The organism is Seohaeicola nanhaiensis (assembly GCF_042654245.1).
GTDB classification, from domain to species: Bacteria; Pseudomonadota; Alphaproteobacteria; order Rhodobacterales; family Rhodobacteraceae; genus Seohaeicola_A; species Seohaeicola_A nanhaiensis.
Genome location: NZ_JBHSGI010000031.1, coordinates 15963 through 35468, shown reverse-complemented (window position 1 = coordinate 35468; position 19506 = coordinate 15963). Strand labels below are relative to the sequence as shown.

General features: G+C 62.0%; 18 protein-coding genes. 12 read left to right on the top strand and 6 right to left on the bottom strand.

What is annotated here, in order from left to right:
- Positions 1 to 307 precede the first annotated feature (307 nt).
- Positions 308 to 1009 carry a GntR family transcriptional regulator gene (locus tag ACFO5X_RS19930; protein ID WP_380720290.1) on the top strand — a complete coding sequence of 234 codons (702 nt, stop codon included), beginning with the start codon at positions 308 to 310 and terminating at the stop codon, positions 1007 to 1009.
- Positions 1010 to 1013: 4 nt separating this feature from the next.
- On the opposite strand, the gene ACFO5X_RS19925 is transcribed toward ACFO5X_RS19930, so the two are convergent.
- A complete protein-coding gene (locus ACFO5X_RS19925) occupies positions 1014 to 2030 on the bottom strand; it encodes a quinone oxidoreductase family protein (protein WP_380720287.1) in 1017 nt (338 codons plus the stop codon).
- An 84-nt stretch (positions 2031 to 2114) separates the two neighbouring features.
- Entirely contained in the window at positions 2115 to 3143 is a 1029-nt protein-coding gene (gene dctP / locus ACFO5X_RS19920) for a TRAP transporter substrate-binding protein DctP (RefSeq protein WP_380720284.1), read from the bottom strand.
- A gap of 339 nt (positions 3144 to 3482) precedes the next feature.
- Between dctP and ACFO5X_RS19915 the strand changes: the two genes are divergently transcribed.
- From ACFO5X_RS19915 to ACFO5X_RS19880, 8 genes are all read left to right on the top strand, one after another.
- Complete coding sequence (locus ACFO5X_RS19915) at positions 3483 to 4913, top strand: amidase family protein (RefSeq protein WP_380720281.1); 1431 nt, start codon at positions 3483 to 3485, stop codon at positions 4911 to 4913.
- A 99-nt stretch (positions 4914 to 5012) separates the two neighbouring features.
- Positions 5013 to 5954, top strand: coding sequence for a 3,5-dioxohexanoate:acetyl-CoA acetone transferase (gene kce, locus ACFO5X_RS19910; protein ID WP_380720279.1), 942 nt, complete (start codon positions 5013 to 5015; stop codon positions 5952 to 5954).
- Between the two features lie 80 nt (positions 5955 to 6034).
- Positions 6035 to 7303: a CaiB/BaiF CoA transferase family protein gene (locus ACFO5X_RS19905; RefSeq protein ID WP_380720276.1), complete on the top strand. Its 1269-nt coding sequence runs from the start codon at positions 6035 to 6037 to the stop codon at positions 7301 to 7303.
- A gap of 155 nt (positions 7304 to 7458) precedes the next feature.
- Complete coding sequence (locus ACFO5X_RS19900; protein WP_380720274.1) at positions 7459 to 7857, top strand: hypothetical protein; 399 nt, start codon at positions 7459 to 7461, stop codon at positions 7855 to 7857.
- Positions 7858 to 7867: 10 nt separating this feature from the next.
- Complete coding sequence (locus tag ACFO5X_RS19895) at positions 7868 to 8236, top strand: MaoC family dehydratase (protein WP_380720272.1); 369 nt, start codon at positions 7868 to 7870, stop codon at positions 8234 to 8236.
- A 29-nt stretch (positions 8237 to 8265) separates the two neighbouring features.
- Entirely contained in the window at positions 8266 to 9327 is a 1062-nt protein-coding gene (locus ACFO5X_RS19890) for an MBL fold metallo-hydrolase (RefSeq protein ID WP_380720269.1), read from the top strand.
- Positions 9328 to 9476: 149 nt separating this feature from the next.
- Positions 9477 to 10805 carry a phytoene desaturase family protein gene (locus ACFO5X_RS19885; protein WP_380720266.1) on the top strand — a complete coding sequence of 443 codons (1329 nt, stop codon included), beginning with the start codon at positions 9477 to 9479 and terminating at the stop codon, positions 10803 to 10805.
- Positions 10806 to 10957: 152 nt separating this feature from the next.
- The gene (locus tag ACFO5X_RS19880; RefSeq protein ID WP_380720263.1) at positions 10958 to 11707 is read left to right on the top strand and encodes a TetR family transcriptional regulator; all 750 of its coding nucleotides are present in this window, start codon (positions 10958 to 10960) and stop codon (positions 11705 to 11707) included.
- Positions 11708 to 11710: 3 nt separating this feature from the next.
- Here the strand turns inward: ACFO5X_RS19880 and ACFO5X_RS19875 are convergent, their stop codons facing one another.
- Positions 11711 to 12595 carry a helix-turn-helix transcriptional regulator gene (locus ACFO5X_RS19875; RefSeq protein ID WP_380720261.1) on the bottom strand — a complete coding sequence of 295 codons (885 nt, stop codon included), beginning with the start codon at positions 12593 to 12595 and terminating at the stop codon, positions 11711 to 11713.
- Positions 12596 to 12806: 211 nt separating this feature from the next.
- Between ACFO5X_RS19875 and ACFO5X_RS19870 the strand changes: the two genes are divergently transcribed.
- The 3 genes from ACFO5X_RS19870 (at position 12807) to ACFO5X_RS19860 (ending at position 16873) form a co-directional block, all read left to right on the top strand.
- Positions 12807 to 14021 carry an acyl-CoA dehydrogenase family protein gene (locus ACFO5X_RS19870; RefSeq protein ID WP_380720258.1) on the top strand — a complete coding sequence of 405 codons (1215 nt, stop codon included), beginning with the start codon at positions 12807 to 12809 and terminating at the stop codon, positions 14019 to 14021.
- 57 nt (positions 14022 to 14078) lie between these two features.
- On the top strand, positions 14079 to 15170 hold the full coding sequence (locus tag ACFO5X_RS19865) for an acyl-CoA dehydrogenase family protein (protein ID WP_380720256.1): 1092 nt from the start codon (positions 14079 to 14081) through the stop codon (positions 15168 to 15170).
- A gap of 170 nt (positions 15171 to 15340) precedes the next feature.
- Complete coding sequence (locus tag ACFO5X_RS19860) at positions 15341 to 16873, top strand: AMP-binding protein (protein ID WP_380720253.1); 1533 nt, start codon at positions 15341 to 15343, stop codon at positions 16871 to 16873.
- Positions 16874 to 16909: 36 nt separating this feature from the next.
- Here ACFO5X_RS19860 and ACFO5X_RS19855 read toward each other — a convergent pair whose 3' ends face one another.
- The 3 genes from ACFO5X_RS19855 to ACFO5X_RS19845 all read right to left on the bottom strand — a co-directional run bounded on the left by ACFO5X_RS19855 (position 16910) and on the right by ACFO5X_RS19845 (position 19479).
- Positions 16910 to 17785, bottom strand: a complete 876-nt coding sequence (locus ACFO5X_RS19855; RefSeq protein ID WP_380720251.1) for an alpha/beta hydrolase — start codon at positions 17783 to 17785, stop codon at positions 16910 to 16912.
- A 27-nt stretch (positions 17786 to 17812) separates the two neighbouring features.
- Entirely contained in the window at positions 17813 to 18409 is a 597-nt protein-coding gene (locus ACFO5X_RS19850; protein WP_380720249.1) for a TetR/AcrR family transcriptional regulator, read from the bottom strand.
- 98 nt (positions 18410 to 18507) lie between these two features.
- Positions 18508 to 19479, bottom strand: coding sequence for an NAD(P)H-dependent flavin oxidoreductase (locus tag ACFO5X_RS19845; protein WP_380720247.1), 972 nt, complete (start codon positions 19477 to 19479; stop codon positions 18508 to 18510).
- Positions 19480 to 19506: the final 27 nt, after the last annotated feature.

Sequence of the window (19506 nt, the reverse complement as noted above, 5' to 3'; positions counted from 1 at the left end):
GATGTGTCGTCACGGCGTCAGATTAAGGGATCAATTGCCGGCAAAGAGAGTGCGGGCCTGTCCTAAATATCTGCTTTGTCGATATTGGAGTCATGTGGTCATCCAATCATCGAAGGTACGATCGCTCTGCAATCGCGAGGTCTGTGTCGTTTAGATAAGAAAATGGGTCGGTCCACCGGTATTACCCCATCCAACGTCAGTTGAGAAAAGCACTAAAGTTGTATAGAGATCCATCAGTAGAACAACCATTGAGCGAACTGGTTAATTGATGAACTCGAGCCAACCTGCGGTCCTGAAATCCGGTCCAGTGACTCTTTACGCACAACTCGCGGATATCTTCCGCCGCAAGATCGTGGCGGGAGAATGGGCGCAGAACGAGCCGATTCCGACGCTCGAGGATCTGGCCAAGCAATACGACGTCGCGCGAGTCACCGCGCGGCAGGCCATCCAGATGCTCTCGGCCGAAGGTCTGCTCTCCAGCCATCGCGGCCGACGCACCACCGTGACCTACGAGCTCAAGAACCAGCCGGTCTTCCTCTCGGTCGGTTCGGTCGAACGCGACACCCCCGACTTCAAGCTCCGGATCTATTCGTCCCAGCCGGGACTACCCGACCGGGTCGACGCCTTCTTTGGCAAGCTGGCGGGCGATTACCAGCATATCCACAAGATCGACATGGACGCTGGCGCCGCCTATTCCGTCTCGCATAACTTTATCGCCCAAAGCCTTTATCAAAGGTTCCCCGAGGGGGCCGAGCAGCGGATCAAGGTGGCGCGCCTGGTCAGCGACTATGGCCGCGATGTCGTGGCAATCTGGAAGGAAAAAGTCACCGTAGGCATGTCGGACGAGGAGGAGTCCCTCCTCCTCGGCTGTGCGCTGCACTCGCCCGTCGCCCGGATCACCCGAATCTGCACGGATGTCGAAGGCAAGATTCTCTACCTGGGCAAGCTCTGCTATCTGGGGTCGCGCTATGAGACACAGCGCGACATTACCCATCTTCTGAAGACCTGAAGGGTCAGGGTAGCAGCAGGATCGACCCGGCGGCCCTGGCCGTCTCTGCCAACTGGTGTGCCTGAACCGCGTCGCGCAGCGCAAAACGCGAGTCAATGCGCGGAACCAGCGCCCCTTCGGCAAGTAACCCGAACAGCTCGCTCGCCGTTCGCCGCAGCGCCCCCGCGTCACCGATATGGCCGGTGACGCCGGCCCGCGACACCGAAAGCGAGCGCATGGCCAGCGTCTGGATATTGAGAGGCGCAACCGGGCCTGAGGCATTTCCGTAGTTCACCAGCTTCCCGAAGGGCGCCATGAGACCGACGGATTTCTCGAAAGTCGCCGCGCCAACGCCATCGTAAACGATGTTGATCCCCTCCGGCACGAGATCTCGAACCGCCTCGGAAAAATCCACGTCGTTGTAAAGCACCACGTGAGAGCAGCCGTTCTGCCGCCCGATATCGGCCTTTTCAGTTGAACCCGCCGTACCGATCACAGTCGCGCCAAGATAGTGCGCCCATTGGCACAGCAGCGAACCCACACCCGAGGCCGCTGCATGCACCAAAACCGTGTCGCCCGGTCCGGGAGTGGCCAGACGATTGACGATCAACGACGCCGTACTGCCCTTCAGCAACATCGCCGCCGCCTGCTCGTCCGACACCGCGTCGGGTATGTGGACAAGCCTGTCCTGCGGCACCGCACGATACTCGCAATAGGCGCCGGATTGCTCGAAGAACTGACCGTGCATACCGGCATATGCCACACGGTCCCCGGGGGCGACATCGCTCACGCCTTCCCCCACAGCCTCGACCACGCCGGCCGCCTCGTTTCCCAGGACCAACGGAAATGGTTGATCGCTGCCGGACAGGATGCTCGCATAGAAACCACCCCGCCGGACGTTGATGTCCGAAAAGTTGACACCAATGGCCGTATGCCGCACCAGCGCATGGCCGTGGCCTGGCACCGGCTTAGGGATCTGCTCCCACTGCATTTCTTCTGCGCCGCCGTTCCGGTGGATGCGGATCGCGTTCATCGTTTCCATGCTACTGGCCCCATTGCAGTCCGGAAAAAAGGACGGGAGCCTCCACCGAGCCCCCGTCGCCATCTCTTGTCGCGTGCTGTCTGCTTACATGCCGCCGGTTGCGGCCTTTTTGTATTTCGCCAGAATCTCTTCGGCATTCTCCAGCCCGGCCGCCTTGGCCCGTTCGATCCAGGCGGTTTCGATGGGCTTGAGCATCTCGCGCAGCTTCGCCATGTCCTCTTCAGAGGCCACCGTCGTCGAATAGCCCGCCTCCTTCATCTTCTCGAGGGCCGCTGCGTCCTGACGGTCATATTCCTCGCCAACGTTCTTGGCGAAAACCTCACCCGAAATCTTGCGGATCGCCTCCTGATCTGCTGGCGAGATCTTGTCCCAGGTAGCCTTGTTCAGGCCCCACAGGATGACCGCGTTCGACATGCCGCCCGGGATGTAATACTGGGAATCGGTCAGCGCGAGTCCACCAAACCCGATCACCGAGTTCAGGTTGGTGATCTGCCCGTCGATCGTGCCCGAGGCCAACATTTCATAAACCTCTGCAATCGGCTTCAGGATCGGCACAGCACCGACGGCCTCGATCGCAGCTGTCAGCGTGTTCGATGAAGACCGCAGCTTCAGCCCCTTCAGATCTTCGACGTGGTTGACCACGGTGCCCTTCAGAACCATCTGCAGGGGCGAGATGACCAGCACCGACAGCGGTTCGACACCTTCGAAGACGTTGTATTGCGCCAGATCCTCGCGATAAATCCGGTCCATCGCGGGGGCAAGCGTACCGGCCTTTTCCCCGATCAGACCGAGATCTCCAAACTCGATCATCGGGAAGCGGCCAGGGGTATAGCCCGCAACGATCCAGCTCAGATCGGCCAGCCCATCGCGGATAACGTCGTATTGTCCCTGCACCGATCCGACCACCTTCGGCGTCGTCTCGACAACAACCCGACCTTCAGTGACTTCCTCGACCTGCTTGATCCAGTCTGCGATCACTTCTTCCTTGAGCCAGAAGCCGCTCGGCAGCCAGTTCGAATAGCGGATGGTCACATCCTGCGCCATGGCAGCCGCGGCAAATCCCACACCGAGGGCGCCAGCCAGCACGGTACGGAGAACAAATCCTGTTTGCATGAATTCCTCCCTTGGCGAACACAGCGTCGCACGGGAGCAAAGTGACGGTACGAAAAGACGTGCACGTCCTTATCAAGGGGGACATGCCGGTGCTGAAGACCGGTAAACCGGAAGAATCTGCCGAAAAAGCGGCTCACGGCCGCGGGTCTCCCGCAATGAACCACGGAAAACTGCACACCATGATCTATCTTGAGCCTTTACCACGGCGAGTCATTAACACGTCGTTCCATGAGGTTGCGGCACGTTGCACGAGAGCATCCGCCGGAAACCTTGCTAACTTGGCACATAATTTCCGATAAACCCATCAACCTATTTTTAACTTTGCCGCAAAGGGACATCATGGACAATCCCATCTGGTCGAGCGCAACCGAACTCACCACCGCTTTCCGGCTGGGAAGCCTGACTCCTGTTGAGGTCATCACTGAAATATCCCGGCAGGCAGAGCGCGTGGCACCCGCGCTCAATTCCTTTCAGACGGTCCGCTTCGACATCGCGCTGGCAGAAGCCAAGGAATCGACAACCCGGTGGCGCAACCAGCGCCCCTGCGGGCGGCTCGATGGCGTCCCGATCACCATCAAGGACACGGTGGACCTTGCAGGATGGCCGACCCTCAAGGGATCGCTCCTGACCGATGCCTCGGTTCAGGCCCGCACGGATGCGCCCTCTGTCGCAAGCCTGAAGCGCGCCGGAGCGCTGATTTTCGCCAAGACGACCACCCCGGAATTCGCGTGGAAGAGCCTGACACAATCGCGCCGAAACGGGGCGACCCGCACCCCCTGGGACGTGACACGCAACGCCGGGGGGTCAACCGGGGGCGGCGCGGCAGCCGTGGCCGCCGGCCTCGGGCCGATCGCCCATGGAACAGACGGAGGCGGCTCGCTCAGAATGCCGCCCAGCTACTGTGGCGTCGTCGGCATGAAACCGACAAACGGTAGCATACCTTTCCTTCCACAATCAGGTCCCTCGGCCCGGATGGTCGTGGAAGGGCCGATCGCCCGGAACGTCGCCGACGCCGCGCTCGCACTTGACGTCATGCGCCAGCCCGACCGGCGCGACCCGCTTGGCCTCCCGCACGATCCCGGGCCCTGGTACCCGGCCAGCCGACCCGACCTGTCCTCCCTGACCTTTGCCTACGCGCCCGGCTTCGCTGGCGCACAGGCCTCTCCTGGCACTCTCGCTGTCATCGAGGAGGCCCTGCGCCTTTTGCGAGAGGCCGGCGCCACAATCATCGAGGTCGGGTCCGTCATCCCACCGATGCGCGAACGGTTCGAGCCCTTCTGGCTGGCCAGCATGGCCCAGGCATTGCGTTCCATACCGGAGGACAAGCGCGACCTCGTAGACCCGAAGCTTGTGGAAATCGGTCAGAGCGGAATGTCCATCGGGCCCGAGGCGATCTGGCAGGGGCTGCAACACCAGCTTGATCTGACGACAGAACTTGCGACCTTTCATGAAACGCACCGGTTCCTCATCACGCCAACGATGCTGGACACTGCGCCAGCCGCAGACCTGCCCTACCACGAGGGCGCTTACACGCGCTGGTCTGCAACTACCTATGTGCTGCCGGCCAACACGACCGGCCAACCGGCACTCACGCTGCCCGCAGGGCTGGCCGACGGCCTGCCGGTCGGGCTTCAGATCATGGCCCGGCGTTACGAAGACCGTGCGCTGATCGCTGCTGGTGCGGCTGTCGAAGCGGGGCTGGCCTTTTCCACGCCACATCCCGTCCTGCTGGAGCGGTTGGCAGGAATTAACCAAAAGTCTCATCATTAAGACTTGTATGACCTCGCAACACGATTTTATACCCATCCCATCAGTCAGGCGCGCGGCGCCGGTCAAAAGGCCGTCTGCGACAGGCCTAGGAGCAAAATCATGAACCGTCCCAAAACATCGAGCCGCAAAGTCGTCATCAGCTGCGCGATCACCGGATCCATCCACACGCCATCGATGTCGCCGCATCTCCCCATCACGGCAGAGCAGATCGCCCGGAACGCGGTCGAGGCGGCAAAGGCTGGCGCCGCGGTTATTCACCTCCATGCGCGCAAACCGGACAGCGGCATTCCGGATCAGGACCCGGCGCTGTTCCGGCCCTTCCTCCAATCCATCAAGCAGCAGTCCGACGCGGTGCTGAACCTGACAACCGGCGGTTCGCAGACCATGACAATCGAAGAGCGGCTCCGTCCAGCTGTCGAGTTCAGCCCCGAACTGGCGTCTCTGAACATGGGCACGATGAACTTTGGCCTCTACCCGATGCTGCAACGCTATCCCGAAATCAGCGGCTGGGAGCGCGACTATCTGGAAGGCAGCCGTAGCGGCTTCTTCCGTAACACCTTGGCCGACATCGAACACATCCTGCGCTCCTGCTCCGAACAAGACACCCGGTTCGAGGTGGAATGCTATGACATCGGCCATCTCTATACACTGGCGCACTTCATCGACCGCGGCCTGATCAAGCCACCATTCTTCGTTCAGTCGGTCTTCGGCATCCTGGGCGGGATCGGCACCCACGCCGAAGACGTCATGCACATGCGTCGCACCGCAGACCGTCTTTTCGGCGGGGACTACGTCTGGTCGGTGCTCGGGGCAGGGGCCAATCAGATGCGCATTGCCACCTCCGCCGCGCTTATGGGCGGAAACGTGCGCGTCGGCCTCGAGGATTCGCTCTGGCTGAAGAAAGGCCAACTCGCAAAGTCCAACGCTGAACAGGTCACGGCGATCCGCGGCATCATCGAGGGACTGGGGCTCGAGATTGCAACGCCCGACGACGCTCGCGAACTGCTGCAACTCAAGGGCTCCGACCGCACGGCATTCTGACCGGGAAGCAGGGGAGATGGCCCTGCGGGAGTGACAAGTTTTAAAATTCTAAAAATAAGGTTCATTTCTGCTGTCGGCTCGTGCACACTTGCACCAGAAACGAACGACGCGGCCATCTGGAGGAACGACGAGTGGCACAAAAGGCGGCTTCCAAGCCTCTTGACGGGATCCGGGTGGTGGACCTCACGACCGTCTTGATGGGCCCGCTCTGCACGCAGATCCTGGCGGACAGCGGTGCAGAGGTCATCAAGGTCGAACCGATGGCGGGTGACACCACGCGCCATATCGGGCCAAGCGTTACGTCCGGAATGGGTCCGCTCTTCATGAACCTGAACCGGGGCAAGAAGACCCTGTCCATGGACCTGGCCGACCCGCGCTGCCGTGAAGCCCTGGACAAGATCATCGCCAAGGCAGATGTCGTGGTACACAACCTTCGCCCCCGGGCAGCGCAGAGACGCGGACTGGATTTCGAACGCCTCGTTTCGGTCAATCCGAAGATCGTCTTTTGCAACCTTTATGGCTATGGACAAAAGGGCCCGTATCGCGACCGTCCCGCCTATGACGATCTGATCCAGGGGGCCTGCGGTCTGCCCTATCTTCAAACTCTCGCAGGGTCGCACTCTCCGCGCTATGTGCCGATCAACATGGCCGACCGCATCGTCGGGCTGTATGCAGCGGCGGCGATTCCCATTGGCCTTCTGGCCGCCCGCCAGACCGGCCAGGCGCAGAAGGTCGAACTGCCGATGTTCGAGGTTCTGGCGTCCCTGGTGCTGGGCGATCATCTCTACGGCACCACATCGGTCGATGGCGATGGCGCGCTTGGGTATCCCCGTCTGCTGTCGCATGACCGCAGGCCGTTCAAGACCCGAAACGGGCACATCTGCGTTGCGGTCTACAACGACAACCATTGGCGTCGATTCCTACCCAAGGTCGGCCGCGAGGATCTGCTCGACCACCCTCACTTCAGCTCGATCAATGCGCGGGTCGTTCATATCGACTCGGTTTCCGCGCTCATGTCCGACATCCTGAAGGAGCAGGACACCGCCTACTGGATGGATTTCTTCGATGACCTCGACATTCCCGTCTCGCCGATGAATTCGCTTCAGGAGTTGCTCGACGATCCGCAAACCCGCGCCTCGGAACTGGTTGTCGAACAGGATCACCCCACCGAGGGCCGCACGCGCGCCATCGCCAACCCGATGGTCTGGAACGGCGCCAGCTTCGAACTCGGTCTGCCACCAAAACTCGGGCAGCACACCGAAGAGCTGCTGCGCGACGCCGGCCTCACCGACGCCCAAATCGGCGCCCTCGCGGCAAAGGGCTCCATCTCGCTCGCCAAGACCCCGTGAACCGTCGCCGCGCCGGTGTCTGACAGGACTCCACACGCATCGCCGCCGGTGCGGCTGTGCAAGGAGGATTGGCAACCGCCGCATCCGCGTTTAGATAATCCGGCCAATTGGTCTGATTATTTTCGGACCCCGAGAGATGAAGAGGAGAGGCCGGAATGCCGGACGAAGCCGCGCTCTGGACCTTTGACAGGTTCGAATCGGGCCAGACCTTTGGCACGGTAAACATAGCCATGGACGAGGCGAAGAAGGCGGAATGGGTCACGCTGTTCGGCCCGTCCGACTCGTCCCGCCTGCCGGGCGGCATGATCGTTGCGGCGATGATGGAGGCCTATATCCGTGCGATCCAGCCGCGCCCGAATGGCAACGTGCACGCCTCGCAGGCACTGTCCTTCACCGGCGCGCCGGCGCTGTGGAACGACATACTCGCCATTTCGGTATCCTGCCGCGACAAGGAAGAGCGCAAGGGCCGCAAGTGGGTGTCCTTCGGCGTCGAGGCCTCGGCCAACGGCCAGGTCATCATGACCGGAACAATACGCTCTATCTGGGCAGCGTAGGAGAAACGCCGTGACACCTTCCGCCCTCAAACAGCTAAGCCTGCAAAGCGATCCGGCCCTGACCGCCGCCTATGCCAACCTCGCGCATGATTTCAATCCGCTGCATCTGGACCAGGCCTTCGCCAGCCAGACCCCTTTCGGCGGCCCCATCGTGCACGGTTCGATGTCGCTCGTCCTGCTGCTCAACGCCATCGAGGCCACGTTCGGCGCCGCTGCAACGCAGCAGGATCTGGACATCCGGTTTACCGCACCGGTAAGGGTCGGCGAACGCATCACCGCGGGCGGCGATCGCACGGACGACGGATTCTCCGTCTGGGTCAGGACGGATGACGGCAAGGACGTCCTCTCGGGAACCCTGAGGATTGCCTCACCGGACTGATCCCGCCCCGGACAAGCAAGGACTTTGCCATGTCAGCCAGCGCGAAACCACAGACAGCCAATACCCTCGAATTTCCCTTTGCCGAGATGCCGGGTTTCGGCGAGCTCGTCGAGGTGCGCGAGGGTATCCTGTGGACCCGCGTACCGCTTCCCTATCTGCTTGATCATGTAAACATCTACTTCATCCGCGATGGAGAAGGCTGGGCGGTGATCGATACGGGCATCCAGACGGATGAAGCGATCGGGATCTGGACCGCCCTGTTCGACGGGCCGATGAAGGGCGAAACCATCACCCGCGTGATCGTGACCCATTTCCACCCCGATCACATCGGCCTTGCCGGCTGGCTGTGCAAACGGTTCGACGCTCAGCTGCTGACCAGCTATTCCTCCTATATGGGCAGCAAGGTTGTGTCGCTCGGTGTGAACGAAAGGCTGACCGCCCAGAACTTCGACTTCTACCAGAAACACGGGATGTCCAAAGAGGTCGCCGGCGTCGTCGCGATCCAGGGCAACGAATACCTGCGTCGGGTTGCCGAACTGCCGTTGTCCTATCATCGGCTTGTCCTCGCCGACGTGCTCGAAATCGGCGCGTTCACCTTCCGCGTCCTTACGGGTGACGGCCACGCGCCTGAACAGGTGATGCTCTATTGCGAGGAAGAAAAGCTCCTCTTCGCCGCCGATCAGGTGCTCGAACGCATCTCTCCCAACGTGAGCGTCTACGCAGGCGACCCGAACGGCGACCCTTTGGGACATTATCTAAGGTCGCTCAGGTTTCTCCGCTCGGAAATCCCTGACGACGTTCTTGTTCTTCCGGGGCATCGCCGGGTGTTCCGGGGCCTGCACCAGCGATGCTCCGAACTCGAAGCGCACCACGAGGAACGCTGCGACCGGATCCGCGAGGCCTGCAAGGCTGGACCGCAGACTGCCGCCGCACTGGTGCCGGTGCTGTTCACACGCCCGCTCGACCCGCATCAGATGAGCTTTGCCTTCACCGAAACGCTGGCGCATGTGAACCGCCTCGTGCGCCGGGGCGAGCTGAAGACTGTCCCGCGCGACGGGATGCTGGTGACGGTCCTCGCAACCGACCCCTAATCCGAACTCGCCCGGAAAAGACATCCCCTGACCCTGCGTATTCTCGCAGCGGTCAAAGATGTGTTGCGCGTATCTCATTGCCGTGAAATTATTAGGCCGGATATCCGGTTTAATGAATCATCAACAGGAAGACGCAGGAGCGCGACGGCATGACCGACACCCTCAAGTTTGACGCCATTGTGATCGGGGCAGGCGCAGGAGGATGCCATGCGGCAGCCCGCCTGGCGGCGGCGGGGCAGCATACCCTCCTGATCGACGACCACGATTATCTGGGCGGTCGCGCCGGCACCGAGATCATCGACGGCCACAAGGTGAACATCGGCGCCATCGCGCTGGAACCTGGCGGCGTGTTTGAAGAAACCTTCAAGCTTTGCGGCGCCACCCTGGACATCCGCCAACCGACACCGCCCGCCGTCTTCTATCTCAATCGCAAAGTGGTCGACGTCAGCAAGGGCGGCCTGGGTTTCCTGCTGAACGGCGTGACCAAACAGGCCTCCCGGGTGCTCGACCAGTTTGCCATCGCGCGCACCGGCACGCTTCCCGATGGCCGCGAGTCCACCGAGGACTGGCTTCTGCGCTATACCGGCAACAAGACGGTCCACGCGATCTTTCGCAACCTCTGCGCCGCCATCTTCGCGATGAATTCCAGCGAAATCCCGGCCCGCGCCTTCTTGACCTATTTCACCCAGAAAGGCGCATTCAAACGGTTCGGCTTTCATCCGCAAGGCACCATGGGCGCCTGGCAGGCGCTGGCCGATGCGGTCGAACGGCTTGGCGGCGAGGTCTGGCTGTCCAGTCCCGCCGAGAAGATCGAGATTGCGAACGGACAGGCCACCGCCGTCTTGATCCGTCGCAACGGCGGTGCGCCGATCCGGGTCGAAGCTTCGACCATCCTGTTCAACGGCGGCCCGAGGGCACTGGTCGGTCTGACCGGCCCCGAGGCTCTGGGCGCGGAATACGTCCGTCAGACCGAGGATCTTCTCAAACCCGCTGCCAACATCGTCTTCAATTTCGCCACCCGGGAAGACCTGATGCCAAAGGCGCCCGGCATCATGACCTTTGGCCAGACCCGGAACAACCGGCTCTGCAACATGGCCAACCTGACCGCCACCTGTCCCGAACTCGCGCCGGAAGGCTGGCACCAGTATGTGGCCTATGCCGTGCCGCATCCGGCCATCGGCGACTTCGACAGCGATGCCGAGGTGAACCTGGCCCTCGAAGACCTGCGCGAGCAGTTCCCGGGCTTCGATGACAAGGTAAAGATGCTGTCGGTTCGGGTGATGCGCGACGACTGGCCCGCACAGCGCTCGGGCGCCGGCTATGACATGGACGTGGACACGCCCGTTCGCGGCCTCTGGTGCGTCGGCGACGCGGTCAAGGACTATGGCAACGGCGGCACGCAGGCCTGCGCGGAATCTGCCCGGCTCGCTGTGACCAAGGCCCTGGAACAAGCGGGCCCGACAGTTCCGGCAAGCTGACCGCATTCCGCCCCAACCGCACACAAGAGCACCCACCGGGGTCACACCCGCGTGGGACAGACCTGTTGCGCTGCGCGGCACTAGCCTGAGCGCATACTGCCTGTTTTGACATGGACCCTGAGCCGTGGCATTTGAGGCCCTGGTGCAGAAGGTTGTTCCGGCAGATGCCGGACGCCCGGTCGAGGTGTGGAACGATTCGAATAAAGTCGGCAGCCAGCCAGAAGGCCCCAAAGCCAGAGCCGGGCCCGCGTCCGGTAAAGGCCAAGGCCAAGCGCGGCCGCCCATCCAAACAGGAACAGGCTCGCCGTGGCGACCCGCGTGAACTGCTGCTGGACGCAGTGCACGAGGTGATGGTCGCCAAGAACTCCATCGACGTGTCAGTCGCCGAGATTGCCGAAAGGGCAGGGCAGAGCCCAGCGGTGGTGCAATATCATTTCGGGGGCAAGGCGGGACTGCTGCAGGCGCTCATGCGGCGCGGCGCTGATCGCTCCGTCGCGCAGCTAAGCGACCTCATCCGCATGGACCTGTCCCCGGAACGCAAGATCGCTGCCCATATCCGCGGCCTGGTCAAGGCCTACTATCAGGCGCCCTACGTATATGCCCTCTTCCGCTACCTGTCGGATTCAGCGCCCGAAGGCGAAGAGGAAGCCGTTTTCCGGGAATTCGCCCAACCGATTGTAGAATTCTACGATTCCGTTCTGGCGCAGGGTTATGCGGAAGGGGTGTTCAAGAAGGTCTCTTCAATGCACATGTACATGATGGTCGTTGGCGCCAGCGACCACATCTTTGCCCGCCGCCGGTTGTTGCCCGCCCTGTTCGGCGTTGACGAGATCACCGACGAAGAACGCCGCAATTATTCAGACTTCCTGACCGAAATGGTCCTGAACGGCCTGCGCCGCTGAACCTCACGCGGCGAGGGTCAGCAGCTGCTTGTCATAGGCGTCTAGATACCAGACCAGAAGTTCGCGCTGGCTGCTGATCGCCAGCCGTGAATAGGCCCTTTTCCGGTAGGTCACGACGCTCTCTTTGCCGATATCCAGATCCAGCGCAATGCCGAGGGTCGTCAATCCATAGAGGATACGGGCACAGACCTGGCTTTCGCGCCGGGTCAGCTCGTTTGTGCGCAATACGCTCTCCTCTATCATCTGCAGCGACACCAGCGGCGCCGCCGCCTGCGAGCGCCGCACCGCAATGGCCAGATGCCGCGTCACGAAGGACAGAAAGATGCGGGCCAGACGCCGAATATGGTCCAGCCGCCTTTGGGACAACGGTTCCCGGTCGGGCGAACGCAAGAGACGCAGGGCAGTCACGGAATGATCGTGCATGCAGCACAGCGTGATCCTCTGATGTTTTTGCGGATCGTTTCCCTGCGGCGCGTCAATGCCCGAGATCGAGACGGCGCAGCCCCCGCCCGCAACCGGCCGCAGCATCGTCCGCAGGTCGAAAGCGCTTGGCATCACACCCGAAACGGTGGCCATCGGGTCACCCGCCCGATCGACCACCTGCACACGACCACCATGCAAAAGCAGCAATTCACATCCGTCGACATCGACCAAAGACGAGACTGCGCGCATCAGCCCCTCGGCGAAATCCGGCGTTCCGATCAGGTGAACCGCCTCCGATATCGCAGCAATCAGCGTCTCTCCGGAAACCTCGTCCGGACCGAAGGGTTGTTCCAAGATATCCAGCATTCCAATCTCCTCCCACCAGCAACCTTGCGGAACGGCGCGCCAGCTTTCAACTAAATTATCTTCATATTTAATTTTTCTCGCGCCCTCCAATACAACCATGATTTTGCTAACTTTTCACATGAGTAGCCCCGATGTTGGCGGGTCTTTGCACAGCCTGGAAGACGCGCAAAGATGCGTCCCCCAACTTGGGGACCGCAGATACTAAATATTCGTTTAATTAATTCGATCGGGCAAGGCTCCACCCGCGCGAACACGACTCCGCGGCCCCGGTTCTGCGTCCGTTCAAGACGACCCTAACGGAGCACCTGACGTGGATGCCAGCCCAGACCCGGATCTCGAAGCCTTCCGAAGGACGGTCCGCGATTTTCTCCACCAGACCATCACACCCGACATCCGCGCGCAGGCACAGCGGCAGGCCGGCATCGCTGCGGAACCCGCGCTTGGTATCTGGTGGCTGAAAGAGCTCCACAAGAAGGGCTGGGCCGCGCCGGCTTGGCCAAAGGAATACGGCGGCACAGGCTGGGACGCCGCCCGCCGGCACATCTTCGAGGAAGAATGCGTGCGTGCCGGCGCCCCCACGCTTTGGGTCTCCGGGCACCAGCTGCTCGGGCCTGTGGTCATGCAGTTCGGCACCCAGGCGCAAAAGGACTTCTTTCTGCCCCGCATCCTCAACGGTGAACACTACTGGGCACAGGGCTTCTCCGAGCCGGGGTCCGGTTCCGACCTCGCCTCGCTCAGTACTCAGGCCGTCCTGGACGGCGATCACTACGTCGTCAACGGCAGCAAGATCTGGACCAGCCATGCCCATTGGTCCAACTGGATTTTCCTGCTCGTCCGCACGGCGAAGACTGCCAACAAACGGGAAGGCATCACCTTTCTCGTGACCCCCACCGACACGCCCGGCATCACTGTTCAGCCGATTGTATCGATGTCGGGCGAGCATGAGACCAACCAGGTCTTTCTCGACAATGTCCGCATCCCCGTCACGAACCGTATCGGCGACGAAGGGCAGGGCTGGGCCATCGCCAAATACCTGCTCGAATTCGAACGCGCAGGCAGCTACGCGGCCCAGGCCCAGGCGAGCCTTGACGAAGCCCGGACCGCGGCAAAGTCACCCGATCCCGTCACCGGCGAACGGCTGTGGGACGATCCGCAATTCCGGCGCGACTTCGCGGATGCGCAACTGCGTGTCACCGCGCAAAGCTGGATGGAAAAGCGCGTCGTCTCCGCCATCAGCTCGGGTCAGAACGTCGGCGACGCGATCGCCTCCATCCTGAAGCTGTGTGGATCTGAATGCCAGCAGGCAGCTCAGGAGGTGTCGGTCACCGCACTCGGTCCCCTGGGCATGGCCGATCAGCGCGCCGCGCTGAAGCCCGGCTCCAACGAGGCAGCCATCGGCACTCCATCAGCGATCCGACCCACGGCCAAATATCTGAACGGACGGGCGGCGTCGATTTACGGCGGCTCGAATGAAATTCAGCGCAACATCCTGTTCCGCTTCATCTCGGCCGGTCAGGTGCCGTGAGGCAATGGACTGCGGGCCTCTTTGCAACAGCAGAATGAAACAAGGACCAGAACCGGGATGAACTTCGATCTCTCCGAGGAACAGGTGATGCTGGGGGGCTCAGTCGCCGCCTATCTGGAAAAGCACTGGGATCAGGATCGCCTGAGCATCGGAGGAATCGCCGCGCGCCGCGCCCTGTGGCAGGGCATGGCCGCCGATCTTGGCCTCTTATCCGTCATGGTGCCCGAAAGCCTGGGGGGCATGGGGGGTGGCATGATCGACGCGATGGTCGTGGCGCAGGAACTCGGTCGCCACCTGGCGCTCGACAGTTTCGTTCCCACGGCTGTTTATGCAGGCACCCTGTTTCAAGCCGCCGATGCCACGCAGGCGCTGGAAGGCGTCGGCACCGGCAAGATGATCGTTGCACTGGCCCATGCGGAACACGGCCAACTGTCCGGCGCCCGAAAGGTTGCCACGAGCGTCGAAAACGGACGGCTCACGGGTACCAAGATCATGGTCGCGGGCGCACCTCTGGCCACCCATTTCATCGTTTCGGCACAGGAGGACGAACAGCAGACCTTCTCGCTGTTTCTCCTGTCTGCCGATGCGACAGCGATCACCCGAAGCGACTTCACCATGATCGATGGTCAGCCCGCCTCGGAACTCCGGTTCGAAGGTGTCGCCGTCGGCGCGGAAACCCGTCTTGGTGCCATTGGAGCCGGAGCCGATCTTCACCTGCACGCCGCCGACATGGCGACAATCGCGCACACGGCCGAAGCCGTCGGCATGATGGAAACCCTGATCCGCACCACTGCCGCTTATATCACAGGGCGCCAGCAGTTCGGGCAGCCGCTCAGCGCCTTTCAGGCCCTGCAACATCGAATGGCGGATATGGTTCTCTATCTCGAAGATACCCGCTCGCTGCTTTACATGGCCCTTCTGACCGACCCTACGGACACCCGCGCCTTCGAACGGGCGGTCACCGGCATGAAGGTCAAGGCCGCGGAAGCGCTGCGCTTCGTCAGCCAGCAGGCAGTACAACTGCACGGCGGCATGGGCATCACCAGCGAACTGATGGTCGGACATTTCTTCAAACGCGCCATGACCGTGAACGAAAGCTATGGCGGCCCGGGGTTCTACCGCAAGCGCTATGAGGCCTCGCTCGACTGAAGCGCACGCACCGTCACCGCCCGAACCCCGGGGAATCCGGCCCTTGCGGGATGTCCCCGGCACATGGGACGGCCCCTCCAATGGACGGGACTTAATCTTCGGTTGGGTCAATCCATGCAGACTGCCAGGAAGCCTGCCCTGAAGCGACGGACACAGAGAAGGAGAAGGACATGCTCAAGGACGTCGTGATCATCGGTGACGAAATGATGTCCCGCCAGGCCCTGTTCGAAAAGGGCCTGCGGGCGACCAGCGCCCTTCTTTCCATCGGCATAGGACCCGAGGATCCTGTCGCGCTTCTGATGCGCAATACCATTGCCTTTTTCGAAGCCAGCAGGGGTATCGGCGGGACAGGCGGTTACGCAGTTCCCCTGAACTGGCACAATAAGACCGACGAGATCGACTACATCATGAAGGATGCCAGGCCAAAGGCTCTGGTTGGACACTCCGACATCCTTCTCGGCGTCCGTGACGCCATTCCGCCCGGGATCCCCGTGTTCCTCGTCCCGGTCGACGGCCAGCCAGCCACCAACTGTGCCGCGACCCGCGAGGCCCTGCAGGTCTTCCACGGCTCGAAGGTGTGGGAAGATTGGATCTCGGGCTTTGAACCCTATGCCGGCGAACCCCGCGTCCCTCCGGCGGCCATCCTCTACACGTCGGGAACCACAGGACACCCCAAGGCCGTGCGCAAACCCACAATGACGCCAGCGCAAATGGCCAAGTTCCGCAAGTTCATCTTCGACGCCTACGGAATCGGCCCGGGTGCGCGCGTTCTGGTGCTCGGGCCGCTTTACCATGCCAGCCCGGATGCGGCCGGCCGTTTCGCGGTCAACGAGGCAGACATCGCCGTTCTGCAGCCCAAATTCGATGCCGAAGGTATGCTGAAACTGATCGAAGAACACCGCATCACCCATATCTCTACCGTGCCGACCGTCTTCGTCCGTCTGCTGAAACTGCCGCCCGAGGTCCGCGCCCGCTATGACGTATCCTCGCTGCGGCAGGTCTCCCATACCGGCGGGCCCTGCCCGGTGGATGTGAAACGCCAGATGATCGACTGGTTTGGCCCGGTGATTCACGAAATCTACGGCGGCACCGAACAGGGCATCACATTCTCTTGCGATTCCGCGACCTGGCTGACCTATCCCGGCACGGTCGGACTCCCGCTCGAAGGGACTCGTTACGCCATCATCGGAGAAAATGGCGAAAGGCTCGGCCCCAATGAGGTGGGCGAGATCTACGCCCGCAACGATGCCTTCGGCGACTTCACCTATGTCGGCCGTCCCGACGCCCGCGCCGAGTGCGAGATAGATACCATGATCACACTCGGCGACATGGGCTACGTGAACGAGGATGGCGCCCTCTATCTGTGCGACCGCAAGAAAGACATGGTTATCTCCGGAGGCGTCAACATCTATCCGGCAGAGACGGAAATGGCCCTGCTGAGCCATCCCGACGTCCAGGACTGCGCCGTATTCGGAATTCCGGATGACGAGATGGGTGAATCCCTGATGGCGGCGGTGCAGCTCAAACCCGGCGCGCAGACAGATGCCGAGTCCATCCGAAGCTGGCTCAAGCAACGGCTGACCGGCTACAAGGTGCCCCGAGCGGTAACGTTCCACGACACCCTGCCGCGCGAGGACAGCGGCAAGATCTTCAAGCGCAAGCTGCGTTCCCCCTATTGGGAAGGCCGCGAGCGCGCAATCTGAAGGCATCAAGGACCGGTTGAGCCGTCAACGGACGGTTCAGCCGATCCTGTCGCGCAGCCAAGCGCCGATCTGCGCCAGCGACTCCCGCGCTTCCGACAACTCCGGAAAGACCTGGAAGTGGTGGATCATCTCGTCCCAGATCACTGTCTCTACCAGAGTCCCGGCAGCGCCGGCGCGCGCCTGCAAAAGCTCCGTATCGCCCAGAACTGTCTCGTTATTGCCGACATGGATCAGGATCGGCGGCAGTCCCGCCAGATCGCCATTGACCGGCGAGACATAGGGATCACTCGGATCGCCCTCCCGCCCGATATAGGCCCGCACCATCATCGCCACCTTGGCCTTCTGCGTCAGCGGATCAACCTCGGCACGGGTCTCGTAGCTTTCGCCACGCAGTTCCATGTCGACCCAGGGCGACAGGAACACCGCCGCCGCCGGCAGCGGCAACCCCTCCTCCCGCGCCTTCAGCAGGGTCGCCAGCGCCAGTCCAGCCCCGGCGGAATCGCCCGCAATGGCCAGGCGGGCAGGGTCCGCTCCCTGATCAAGCAACCAGCGATACACCGTCACCGCATCCTCAAGAGCGGCCGGATACCGATGTTCCGGTGCCAGGCGATAGTCGAAGCCCAACACGCGCGTGCCGCTGGCGTCCGCAAGTTCCGCCATCAGCGCACCGTGCGAGACAAGCGACCCCATCTGATACCCGCCGCCGTGGCAGTAAAGGATCACGCCGTCACCGGTACCGAACCAGCCCGCCGGAACGCCGTCCGCGTCGACGGAACGCATGTCCGGGCGCCGCCCGTGAGAGACAAGCTCGGCAAACCCGGCGCGCATCTCGTCAAGCGTGGTGCCGCGGCCCCACTGACCGAATATCGCGGCGATTCGCGCACGAACGAGATCGATCGGGGCGTCGGTCATATCCAGAAACTCCGGAGAAGGGCGTGCTCAGGCTTTCGCGGGGAAGCCTGACATGAATACATCGATGACCCGATCCGCATAGTCCTGCGGGGTCACCGGTCCGTTGGGATCATACCAAGCATAGGTGTAGTTCAGCGACCCAAGCAGCGACATGGCATAGGTGGTCGCATATTTCGGCGTCATCCGATGCGCCGAATCCACCCGCGTCATCGCATCGCGCACGATCGAGATGATCTTGCGCTGCGCCGCACCGACCGACGCGCGCGTCCCGTCGTCCAACTGGTTCCAGTCGTTCAGAAGAACGATCTGCTCGGCATTGTTGAAGGCGTTCATCTCCATGATCTTGCGCGCGATGGCACGCAGATGCGCTTCCGGCTCCAGCCGCTCTTCGCCGATGTCGTGCAAGGACACCAGCATGGCCTCCACATGCTCGGTGATGATCCGGGTCAGGATCTCTTCCTTGGAGGTGAAGTAATGATACAACGCCCCGCGCGACGACTGGCACGCCTGCGCGAGGTCCACGATGGTCGTGGAAGAAAAACCCTTCTCCGCGAACAGCTTTGCTGCGGACCGCAGGATATTCTGGCGGATTTCAGGGTAATCTTTGCTTTGAGTTCTGGCCATCTATACGTCGAACGTTCGGATTATGAAATTCGGGTTTCGTCTATCAGCAGAACATATTCCCCGCAACCGAGCAAAGGAAATGCGCGACCCGTGCACGCTCACTCCACCACAGGGCAGCGGCGCATCAGATCGCAGGCATCGCGCACGATCCGCCCGACCAGCGCGTCACATTTCGGAAGATCATGGATCAGCCCCATCACCTGTCCGGCCCAGATGATCCCGCCATCGGCGTTCCCGTCAACCAGCGCCTGCCTGCCCCGGGTGCCGGCCACCAGCTCCGCAACATCCGCAAAGGTGGCGTCCGGATGCGCCAATCGCTCGACGACCTCATCGGAAACCGAGGTTTTCATCACCCGCGCCGTGTTGCGCAATCGGCGGAAGATAAGATTGGTGTCCCGCTCGTCCTTGTCGACGTACAGCCGCTTGATATCCGGATGGGCCGGCGCCTCCTGCGTGGCGCAGAACCGCGTCCCCATGTTGATCCCCTCGGCCCCCAGCATCAAGGCGGCGGCAAGGCCGCGCCCGTCCCCGAAGCCACCCGAGGCGATCATCGGGATGCGGATACGGTCCGCCGTCGCGGGGATCAGGACCAGCCCGCCCACATCATCCTCTCCCGGATGTCCGGCGCATTCGAAACCGTCGATCGAGATCACGTCGACCCCCATCTTCTCGGCCGAAACGGCATGCCGAACCGAGGCGCACTTGTGAATCACCTTGATCCCGGCGCCCTTCAGTTGCGGCAAATGGTCGGTCGGTGCGCGCCCGGCCGTCTCGACTGCCACCACGCCGCCCTCGATGATCGCATCCCGGTATTCGTCATAGGGAATTGGATTGATCGTCGGCAGCAGCGTCAGATTCACCCCGAACGGCTTGTCAGTCATGTCGCGGCATCGCGCGATTTCACGGGACAGGCCCTCGGGAGACCCCGCTGTGAGAGCAGTCAGCATCCCAAGGGCTCCGGCATTGGACACGGCCGAGGCCAGTTCCGCCCGGCCATAGAACGTCAGACCGCCCATGACGACAGGATGTTCGATACCCAACAGCTCGGTTATCCGCGTCTTCAATCGCATGATCATTCCTCGATCTAAAGGTGAACC